Origin of the sequence: Massilia sp. BSC265, assembly GCF_000740675.1 — a bacterium.
GTDB lineage: Bacteria > Pseudomonadota > Gammaproteobacteria > Burkholderiales > Burkholderiaceae_D > Telluria.
In genome coordinates this window covers 153,419-162,770 of record NZ_JPXI01000040.1, presented here as the reverse complement: position 1 = coordinate 162,770, position 9,352 = coordinate 153,419, and the positions used below count along the sequence as shown (strand labels likewise).

General features: G+C 65.3%; 8 protein-coding genes. 4 read left to right on the top strand and 4 right to left on the bottom strand.

Annotated features, from left to right (window positions below; genetic code table 11):
- Window positions 1-248: 248 nt before the first annotated feature.
- The 3 genes from MA09_RS20950 to MA09_RS20940 form a co-directional block, all read right to left on the bottom strand.
- Window positions 249-1,274: an IS110-like element ISMass1 family transposase gene (locus MA09_RS20950; protein WP_036245303.1), complete on the bottom strand. Its 1,026-nt coding sequence runs from the start codon at window positions 1,272-1,274 to the stop codon at window positions 249-251.
- A 126-nt stretch (window positions 1,275-1,400) separates the two neighbouring features.
- Window positions 1,401-3,062 carry a cation acetate symporter gene (locus MA09_RS20945; RefSeq protein ID WP_036252765.1) on the bottom strand — a complete coding sequence of 554 codons (1,662 nt, stop codon included), beginning with the start codon at window positions 3,060-3,062 and terminating at the stop codon, window positions 1,401-1,403.
- Window positions 3,059-3,385: a DUF485 domain-containing protein gene (locus MA09_RS20940; RefSeq protein WP_036252763.1), complete on the bottom strand. Its 327-nt coding sequence runs from the start codon at window positions 3,383-3,385 to the stop codon at window positions 3,059-3,061. The genes MA09_RS20945 and MA09_RS20940 overlap by 4 nt, the downstream gene beginning before the upstream one ends.
- 160 nt (window positions 3,386-3,545) lie before the next feature.
- Between MA09_RS20940 and prpR the strand changes: the two genes are divergently transcribed.
- The 3 genes from prpR to MA09_RS20925 all read left to right on the top strand — a co-directional run bounded on the left by prpR (window position 3,546) and on the right by MA09_RS20925 (window position 7,885).
- Complete coding sequence (prpR, locus tag MA09_RS20935; RefSeq protein WP_036252761.1) at window positions 3,546-5,150, top strand: propionate catabolism operon regulatory protein PrpR; 1,605 nt, start codon at window positions 3,546-3,548, stop codon at window positions 5,148-5,150.
- A 186-nt stretch (window positions 5,151-5,336) separates the two neighbouring features.
- Window positions 5,337-6,716 carry a cystathionine beta-synthase gene (locus tag MA09_RS20930; protein WP_036252759.1) on the top strand — a complete coding sequence of 460 codons (1,380 nt, stop codon included), beginning with the start codon at window positions 5,337-5,339 and terminating at the stop codon, window positions 6,714-6,716.
- Complete coding sequence (locus MA09_RS20925; protein WP_036252758.1) at window positions 6,713-7,885, top strand: PLP-dependent aspartate aminotransferase family protein; 1,173 nt, start codon at window positions 6,713-6,715, stop codon at window positions 7,883-7,885. The genes MA09_RS20930 and MA09_RS20925 overlap by 4 nt, the downstream gene beginning before the upstream one ends.
- 72 nt (window positions 7,886-7,957) lie before the next feature.
- Here the strand turns inward: MA09_RS20925 and MA09_RS20920 are convergent, their stop codons facing one another.
- A complete protein-coding gene (locus MA09_RS20920) occupies window positions 7,958-8,431 on the bottom strand; it encodes a DUF2127 domain-containing protein (RefSeq protein ID WP_036252756.1) in 474 nt (157 codons plus the stop codon).
- 94 nt (window positions 8,432-8,525) lie between these two features.
- On the opposite strand from MA09_RS20920, the gene MA09_RS20915 reads away from it, so the two are divergent.
- Complete coding sequence (locus MA09_RS20915) at window positions 8,526-8,966, top strand: FKBP-type peptidyl-prolyl cis-trans isomerase (RefSeq protein WP_036252754.1); 441 nt, start codon at window positions 8,526-8,528, stop codon at window positions 8,964-8,966.
- The last annotated feature ends 386 nt before the right edge of the window (window positions 8,967-9,352 follow it).

Genomic DNA, 9,352 nt, shown 5'->3' with positions numbered 1-9,352 from the left:
GGTCACCCTCCTTTTTGCAAGCTGATTTGTATGATGTAGTTGGCTTGCTCAAATCTATCCGGCGTCATGCTGGAGACTTGCTCCGCGCCACGATGAGAGTTCGCGCCTGATGGTCCTAAAAAAACCCGCGGCTTGATGAGCCGATTTTTTTGCCAGGTTATCCATCAGGCCGGTGTGCCGTTCACGTCATCCAGTATCAGCGTCGCAAAACCAAGTAGGTGGTTAGGTACAGCAAGCTCGGGAGGCCGTCACAGCGATGTGACGGCCTCTTGCATTTTGTATTCGGTATGGTGTGCGGCCATGGCCCAGGCCGTGCGGGCCAGCTTGTACGCCAGTGCGCACGCCACGACGTTGGAGTGTCGTCGCTCCAGCATGGAGCGGGCCCACTGCGCCAGGCGGTCGGTATGCCGGTCCAAACCGCGCATGTAGGATCGCGCGCATTGCACCAGCAGGCGTCGGATATTCTTGTCGCCACGTTTGCTAATGCCCAGCAGATTCGCTCTCCCACCAGTACTGTGCTGCTGGGGCACCAGGCCAAGCGAGGCGGCGAAATCGCGTCCGCAGCCATATTGCTTGCCGTCGCCCATCTCGGCCGACAAGGCGCTCGCAGTAATCGGTCCGACGCCAGGAATCGCCATCAGGCGCTGTCCAAGGTCGTCTTCCTGCAGTTGCCTGCCCAGCTCCTTTTCGAGCTCGTCGAGCTGCTCGTCGAGATACTTGATGTGGGCACGCAGTCTCTCGATCAGGCTGACCAGCCGTACTGGCAGAGCGTGCTCTGCCAGTACGGAAGGCAGGCGCCGTATGATTGCCGGGCCTTTGGGCAGGCCGATTCCAAACTCGAGCAGAAAGGCGTGGATCTGGTTGATTGCCTTGACCCGGTCGCGCATCAGCGACTCGCGCGTTCGGTGCAGGGCCGACAGGCATTGCTGGGCTTCAGTCTTGGGCGTGACAAAACGCATTGATGGCCGGCTGGCCGCTTCGCAGATCGCTTCTGCATCGATGAAGTCGTTCTTGTTGCCCTTGACGAAGGGCCGGACAAACTGAGGGGAAATGAGTTTGGCCTCGTGGCCAAGTGCCGACAGCTGCCGCGCCATCCAGTGGGCGCCGGCACAGGCTTCCATCACGATCGTGCAAGGCTGGAAGTTGGCGAGAAACGTGATCAGGTGCTTGCGGTCGAACTTCCTGCGCAACACCGCCTTGCCGTGCCGATCCTGTCCGTGCACGTGAAAGCCGTGCTTGCCGAGATCGATGCCGATGAGAGCGACGTCTTGCATGATGGCCTCCGTCCAAAAATGAAAACACCCTACAAGCTTAGTAACTTGTAGGGTGGAGGGTGACCATCTCATTAAACCCCGCCGCAGCGGGGTTTTACCTGAACAGCGGTTGGCTCAGCGGGCCGCTCAGTGGGCGGATGCGGCGGCAGCGCCGATACCGGTTTCCGAACGCACTTCCTGCGCCTCGAAGCCGGCCTTGTCGATCGCGGCGCGCGGGCTCTTGTCGGTCACCGAGAAGAGCCAGATGCCGATGAAGCCGACCGCCATCGAGAAGATCGCCGGCGAGGTGTAGGGGAAGATCGCCGTGGCATTGCCGAGCACGTCGACCCATACCGACTTCGACACCACGGTCAGCACGACCGCAGTGGCCAGGCCCAGGAAGCCGCCGACGGTGGCGCCGCGGGTGGTGCAATCCTTCCACAGCACCGACATGAACAGCACCGGGAAGTTGGCCGAGGCGGCGATCGCGAAGGCCAGCGACACCATGAAGGCGACGTTCTGCTTTTCGAAGGCGATACCGAGCAGCACGGCGATGACGCCCAGCGCCAGGGTGGTGATCCTGGAGACCTTCAGCTCGCTGGCGCTGTCCGCCTTGCCCGCCTTGAACACGGTGGCGTACAGGTCGTGCGACACCGCCGATGCGCCCGACAGGGTCAGGCCCGCCACCACCGCCAGGATGGTCGCGAAGGCCACCGCCGAGATAAAGCCCAGGAAGATGTCGCCGCCCACGGCCTGGGCCAGGTGCACCGCCGCCATGTTGTTGCCGCCGAGGAGCTTGCCGGCCGCGTCCTTGAAGGCCGGGTTGGTACCGACAAGCACGATCGCGCCGAAGCCGATGATGAAGGTGAGGATGTAGAAGTAGCCGATCCAGGTGGTGGCCCACAGCACCGACTTGCGCGCTTCTTTCGCGCTCGGGACGGTGAAGAAGCGCATCAGGATGTGCGGCAGGCCGGCGGTGCCGAACATCAATGCCATGCCGAAGGAGATGGCCGAGATCGGATCGGTCAGGAAGGTGCCCGGCCCCATGATGGATTCGCCGCTGGCATGCACTTCGGTGGCGGTGGCAAACAGTTTCTCAGGGCTGAAGTCGTACTGCGCCAGCACCGCGAAGGCCATGTACGAGGCGCCCGACAGCAGCAGCACGGCCTTGATGATCTGCACCCAGGTGGTGGCGGTCATGCCGCCGAACAGCACGTAGACCATCATCAGCGCGCCGACGATCACCACGGCGATCCAGTACTCCAGGCCGAACAGCAGCTTGATCAGCTGGCCGGCGCCGACCATCTGCGCGATCAGGTAGAAGGCCACCACGACCAGGGTGCCGGAGGCCGCGAACACGCGGATCGGCTTCTGGTGGAAGCGGTAGGCGGCGACGTCGGCGAAGGTGTAGCGGCCCAGGTTGCGCAGGCGCTCGGCCATCAGGAAGGTGATGACCGGCCAGCCGACCAGGAAGCCGATCGCGTAGATCAGGCCGTCGAAGCCGTTCAGGAACACGGCGGCCGAGATGCCCAGGAAGGAGGCGGCCGACATGAAGTCGCCCGCGATCGCCAGGCCGTTCTGGAAGCCGGAAATGCCGCCGCCGGCGGTGTAGAAGTCGGATGCCGAGCGGGTCCTGCCGGCGGCCCACTTGGTGATGAACAGGGTCGCCACCACGAAGATCGCGAACATGCCGATCGCGGTCCAGTTGGTAGCCTGCTGGGTGGCCTGGCCGAGGTCGGGCGCGGCCAATGCAGCGCTGCTGGCGGCCAGCAGCGCCGATGCGGTCGAGGTGCGGTAGAGGCGCTTCATGCTGCCACCTTCTTGCCGCCGCCAGCGTTGGCCTTGATGGCCTCGGTCAGCTCGTCGTACTCGCCGTTGGCACGGCGTACATAGATGGCGGTCACCAGGATGGTGAACACGATGACGAACAGGCCCAATGGAATCCCCCAGGTCATCACACCGTCGCCGATGCGGCTGCCCATGAACTCCTTGTTGAAGGCGCAGAGCAAGGTGAAGCCGTAGTACACGACCATCATGCTCCAGGTAAGAATCCAGCCGAAACGCGAACGCTTCGTGACCAGCTTGCGATAGTTGGGGTCTGCCTTGACCCGCTGTACGACGTCTTGATCCACTTGTGTCTCCGGTTATCTATTCTGGTGATGCCTGGTATTCAGGACTGGGACCATCCTACGGGCGCGCCCTTACCGTAGTCTTACACACCCTTACGCGATACTGACAGCGGCAGACGTTGCAGGCTGAAACATGGCACATGGAATCGGCTACACTTGCAACATGAGTCCATCCACCCGCAGCCCGGTGGACGGCGGCGACAAGCCGGTCATTTGGACCGTGTCGGTATCCCGCCTGTCCGACCTGTTCCGCGACATTACCCTCGAGTACGACCATCTCGCGACGATCGAACCGGTCCACCTCGGCTTCGACGAAGCCGCGCGCGCGCTGCGCGCGCGCCTCGCAACCGAGCGCTGCGACGTCGTGATCGCCGCAGGCTCGAACGCCGCCTACCTCAAGGGCAGGATCTCGGTCCCGGTCGTGGTGGCGAAGGCCAGCGGCTTCGACGTGATGCAGGCGTTGGCGCGCGCCCGCCGTGTGTCGAACCGCATCGGGGTCATTACCTACCAGGAACCCCTGCGCGAGCTGGCCGAGTTCGCCGACACTTTCGGCATCGCGATTGCACAGTATACCTACGTGACCGAGGAAGATGCGCGCGCTAGCATCAATGCACTGAAAGCGTCGGGCATCGAGGTGATCGTCGGCGCGGGCTTGATCACCGACCTGGCCGAGGAAGCGGGCCTGACCGGCGTGTTCCTGTACTCGGCCGCCTCGATCCGCCAGGCTTTCGACGACGCGCTCGAGATGGCGCGCCTGACCCATCTGGAGGCGAACCGCGGGCGGCGTGTTGCAAACGCGGACACGCGCCGCGCGCGGCGCGGCCTGCACGACCTGCGCGGCGAGTCTGGCGCGATGGAGCGCCTGCGCCAGACCGTGGTGCTGTACGCCCGCTCCCCGGCAACCGTCCTGATCCAGGGCGAGACCGGCAGCGGCAAGGAACTGGTGGCGCAGGCCATCCACCGCGAAGGTCCGGCGCGCGCCGCCAACCGCCCCTTCGTGGCGGTGAACTGCGGCGCGATCGCGGAATCGCTGCTGGAATCGGAACTGTTCGGCCACGAGGAAGGCGCCTTCACGGGAGCGCGGCGCGGCGGCCACGCCGGCCTGTTCGAGGCGGCCAACGGCGGCACCCTCTTTCTCGACGAGATCGGCGAGATGCCCCTGGCCCTGCAGACGCGCTTGCTGCGCGTGCTGGAAGAGCGCGAAGTGATGCGCGTGGGCGGCACGCGGCCGGTGCCGATCGAGGTGCGCGTGATCAGCGCCACCCACTGCGACCTGGAAGCACGGGTGCGCGAGGGGCGCTTCCGTGCCGACCTGTTCTACCGGCTGGCGGTGCTGCGCCTGGCCCTGCCCGCGCTGCGGGAACGGGTCGCCGACATCGTGCCCCTTGGCGAATGGTCGCTCAAGCATGCGCTGGCAGCGCTGGGCGCCAAACCGCATCCGAACCTGCATGCGGAAATCACGGCCTGCGCATCCCTGCTCGAATCCTACGGCTGGCCGGGCAACGTACGCGAATTGCGCAACCTGATGGAACGGCTGGCGCTGTTCCTGGCGGCCGAGCCGCTGCAGGCGCTGACGCCGAGTTTCCTGTTGTCGATTGCCCCTGAGCTAGCAAAGGGTGAAGACAAGACGCTCGCCTTGCTCGCGCCCAAGGCCGATGCGGAAAGCATTGCCGAGGTGCTGGCGCGCTTCGGCGGCCAGCGCGACGCGGCGGCGAAGCACCTGGGCATCAGCCGAACGACCTTGTGGCGCCGCTTGAAGAATCCGTAGGTGTCGGCTTCGCCGACCACCCTACGAGATCAACACGATGTTAGATTATCGCCGTACCATGTCATTTTCACATGGCCTGGCGCCCATCGATACACGGTTGATACCACCCAAGCGCCAGCTCTTCGACGAGCGTCCGCCCATGAAGCGGCGCAACGCCGGGGTCCTGCCCGGCCTGACGGAGGCACTATGCAACATGCGTCGCAAGCTGCACTGTTTTCCCTGATCGGTGAGACCCCCCTGATCGAAGTGACCCGGATCGACACCGGTCCCTGCCAGCTGTTCCTGAAGCTCGAATCCCAGAACCCCGGCGGCTCCATCAAGGACCGCATCGGCCGCGCCATGATCGAGCAGGCCGAGCACGACGGATTCCTGGAGCCCGGCGGCACCGTGGTCGAAGCCACCGCCGGCAATACCGGCCTGGGCCTGGCCCTGGTGGCGCGCATCAAGGGTTACCGCGTGGTGCTGGTCGTCCCCGACAAGATGGCGGCCGAGAAGATCCTGCACCTGAAGGCGCTCGGCGTCGAAATCCACCTCACGCGCTCCGACGTCGGCAAGGGCCACCCCGAGTACTACCAGGACTACGCGGCGCGCCTGGCGAAGGAAATCCCCGGCGCCTGGTTCGCCGACCAGTTCAACAATCCGGCCAACCCGCGCGCCCACGAAACCACCACCGGCCCCGAGATCTGGGACCAGGTCAACCACAAGCTGGACGCGATCGTGGTCGGGGTCGGTTCCTCGGGCACCCTCACCGGGCTGTCGCGCTACTTCAGGAAGACGCAGCCCCTGCTCGAGTTCGTCCTGGCCGACCCGCAGGGTTCGATCCTGGCCGACTATATCAACACCGGCGTGCTGCGCACCGATGCAGGCTCGTGGGCGGTCGAGGGCATCGGCGAAGACTTCATTCCCGGCATCGCCGACCTGTCGCGCGTGAAGAAGGCCTATACCATCCCCGACGAGGAAAGCTTCAATACCGCGCGCCTGCTGCTGCAGCAGGAAGGCATCCTGGCCGGCTCCTCGACCGGAACCCTGCTGGCCGCCGCGCTGCGCTACTGCCGCGAGCAGACCCGCCCGAAGCGCGTCGTGAGTTTTGTCTGCGACACCGGCACCCGCTACCTGAGCAAGGTGTACAGCGACGGCTGGATGGTCGACCAGGGACTGATCACGCGCCCGAAGACGGGCGACCTGCGCGACCTGATCGGGCGCCGCTACGACGAGGGTGAAGTGGTCACGGTCGCGCCCACCGATACCCTGCTCACCGCGTTCAACCGCATGCGCAACGCCGACCTGCAGCAACTGCCGGTCATCGACAGCCATGGCAAGCTGGCCGGCCTGATCGACGAATCGGACCTGCTGCTGCACGTCACCGCAGAACCGAACCACTTCAGCGCGCCGGTTTCCAGCACCATGACCTCCTCGCTCCAGACCCTGCAGCCGACGGCCGGCATGGGCCACCTGCGCGAGATCCTCGACCGCGGGCTGACCGCCGTGATCCATGACGGCGAGCGTTTCTACGGCCTGATCACGCGCTACGACCTGCTCAACCACCTCCGAAGGACGCTTTCATGACCGACTCGATCAAACACCTCGCCACACGCGTGATCCACGGCGGCCAGGCGCCGGAGCCGAGCACCGGCGCCGTGATGCCGCCGATCTTCGCCACCTCGACCTTCCGCCAGGAGAGCCCGGGCGTGCACAAGGGCCTGGACTACGGCCGCTCGCACAACCCGACCCGCTGGGCGCTGGAGCGCTGCGTGGCCGACATCGAAAGCGGCAGCGCGGCCTTCGCATTTGCCTCGGGCCTGTCCGCCATTGCGGCGGTGCTGGAACTGCTGCCGGCGAACTCGCACATCGTGGCGGGCGACGACATGTACGGCGGCACCTTCCGCCTGTTCGAGCGTGTGCGCCGGAAAAGCGCCGGCCACGGCTTCACTTATGCCGACCTGACCGACCCGGACGCGCTGGCACGGACGCTCACGCCGGAAACGAAACTGGTGTGGGTCGAGACGCCGACCAACCCGATGCTCAAGCTGGCCGACCTGGCCGCCATCGCGCAGCTGTGCCGTGCGCGCGGCATCCTCACCGTGTGCGACAACACTTTCGCCAGTCCGATCGTCCAGCGCCCGCTGGAACTTGGCTTCGACATCGTGGTGCACTCGACCACCAAGTACATGAACGGGCATTCCGACGTGATCGGCGGCGTGGCGGTGGTGGGCAAGGAAGCGCATCACGGGACGCTGGCCGAGCAGCTCGGCTTCATCCAGAACGCCGTCGGCGCCATCCAGGGCCCCTTCGACAGCTTCCTGGTGCTGCGCGGGATCAAGACCCTGGCCCTGCGCGTGGAGCGCAGCAGCGCCAACGCGCTGGCCCTGGCCCAGTGGCTGGAGCGCGAGCCGAAGGTACGCAAGGTGTTCTACCCGGGCCTGGAGTCGCACCCGCAGCACGCGCTGGCGCGGCGCCAGATGAACGGCTTCGGCGGCATCGTCTCGATCGACCTGGCCACCGACCTGGAAGGCAGCAGGCGCTTCCTGGAAGCCTGCCAAGTGTTCACCCTGGCCGAGAGCCTGGGCGGCGTCGAAAGCCTGATCGAGCACCCGGCCCTGATGACCCACGCCAGCATCCCCGCCGAGCAGCGCGCCCAGCTCGGCATCGGTGACGGGCTGATCCGCCTGTCGGTCGGCATCGAGCACCTGGAAGACCAGCGCGAGGACCTGCGCCGGGCGCTGGCCGCGATCTGAGCACCCGGCGACGCTGGTCCCGCACACGCCATTGCACCGCCCGCAAGCGGGCGGTGCCGCCGGCACGGATGCCTAGGTCATATCGCCGGGATGGCCGTCTGGCCGGCGTCTCCTCAAGCTGTAGACCATGAAGGCGACAATGCCCAGGTTGAGGGCCAGCAGGCCGGCGCTCAACAGGCCCGGACGGCGGACCATTTCGGCCAGCTCGAACGGCAGGTAGACGGCGCCGCCCGCCGCCGCGAGGACTTCCGCCCATGCGCGGCCATGCCACAGGCCATAGGCCTCGACCATGCGCACGGCAGAATAAGCGAGGGCCGCCGCCGCAAGCTGCAACAGGCGCGCGTCGTCCAGTTGGCCTGCAAACTCGATGAACACGCGAGGCGTACGGGAGGCGGGGTTCAGGTGCGCGTGCGCCACCAGCTGCTCGGCCAGATGCTGGACGTTCCGGTGCACCAGCGCGAACAGGCCGCAGCCGGTCGACAGCACCACCATGCCCTTGGCCGCCTCGAGCGCGGCGACGGCGCGCAGTCCCTGTGTCGGGCGCATGCCTCCTCCTGCGGGTCCGGACAGTGTTTGTCATGGCGCGGCCGCCATGTATACTGCCGCTGCCTCGCCCCTGTCCCTTTTACGAAAGAATACCTTGAAACAGCTGATCTCCCACTGCATCCTTGGCGTGAGCCTGGCGCTGGCCATCACCGGCTGCAAGCGCGCCGAAACGCCTCCTGCCGCAGCCGCCGACAGCGTCGCGCTGCAAAAGATCGATACCGTCGTCGGCACCGGCAAGGAAGCGACCGATGGCGCCACCGTCGTCGTCCACTATACCGGCTGGCTGTACGCACCCGACACGGAATCGAAGCGCGGCGCCCAGTTCGACTCTTCCAGCGGACGCGAGCCGTTCAGCTTCCACCTCGGCGGCGGCCAGGTCATCCCGGGCTGGGACGCGGGCGTGCAGGGCATGAAGGTCGGCGGCAAGCGCACCCTCATCATCCCGGCCAGCCTGGGCTACGGCAGCTCCGGCGCCGGCCCGATCCCGCCGAACGCCAACCTGATCTTCGACGTCGAGCTGCTCGACGTACGTTAAGAACCTGGTTCAACATGGCGCCGGCGGCCTGCTCCGCCGGCGTCTTCTCCTTCCCGCAATCTTCCCGCTGCCTTGCCTGGCGGCCTTCCCTCCCCCCCAGTCCTGTTCGGCCCCCGCTTGGCTCGGCTTCGCGCGCAGGTCAATACCTCATCTTCGCCCACTGTGCTTTGCGCTAAAAAACAACGCGCGGGATCGCCGTCTTTACACAGGCATGTTGAGAGAGAAAACCGAATTTTATATGCATATGCGACCGAACAAAGATATAAAATTTTTAATAAAACTCTGCAATTTCGTTATTTCCAAAGCTATAGTTATTGACAACCGGCTCTAGAGACGGGGAAAGAAAAGTTGTACCGATTGACGTATATTTTTCTGAGAGAAAACAC

What these genes read in the sequence shown, in the direction of transcription:
- prpR (WP_036252761.1), top strand. Translation starts at nt 3,546, where the DNA reads ATGAGTCCATCCACCCGCAGCCCGGTGGACGGCGGCGACAAGCCGGTC.
- MA09_RS20930 (WP_036252759.1), top strand. Translation starts at nt 5,337, where the DNA reads ATGCAACATGCGTCGCAAGCTGCACTGTTTTCCCTGATCGGTGAGACC.
- MA09_RS20920 (WP_036252756.1), bottom strand. Translation starts at nt 8,431, where the DNA reads ATGCGCCCGACACAGGGACTGCGCGCCGTCGCCGCGCTCGAGGCGGCC.
- MA09_RS20945 (WP_036252765.1), bottom strand. Translation starts at nt 3,062, where the DNA reads ATGAAGCGCCTCTACCGCACCTCGACCGCATCGGCGCTGCTGGCCGCC.
- MA09_RS20925 (WP_036252758.1), top strand. Translation starts at nt 6,713, where the DNA reads ATGACCGACTCGATCAAACACCTCGCCACACGCGTGATCCACGGCGGC.
- MA09_RS20950 (WP_036245303.1), bottom strand. Translation starts at nt 1,274, where the DNA reads ATGCAAGACGTCGCTCTCATCGGCATCGATCTCGGCAAGCACGGCTTT.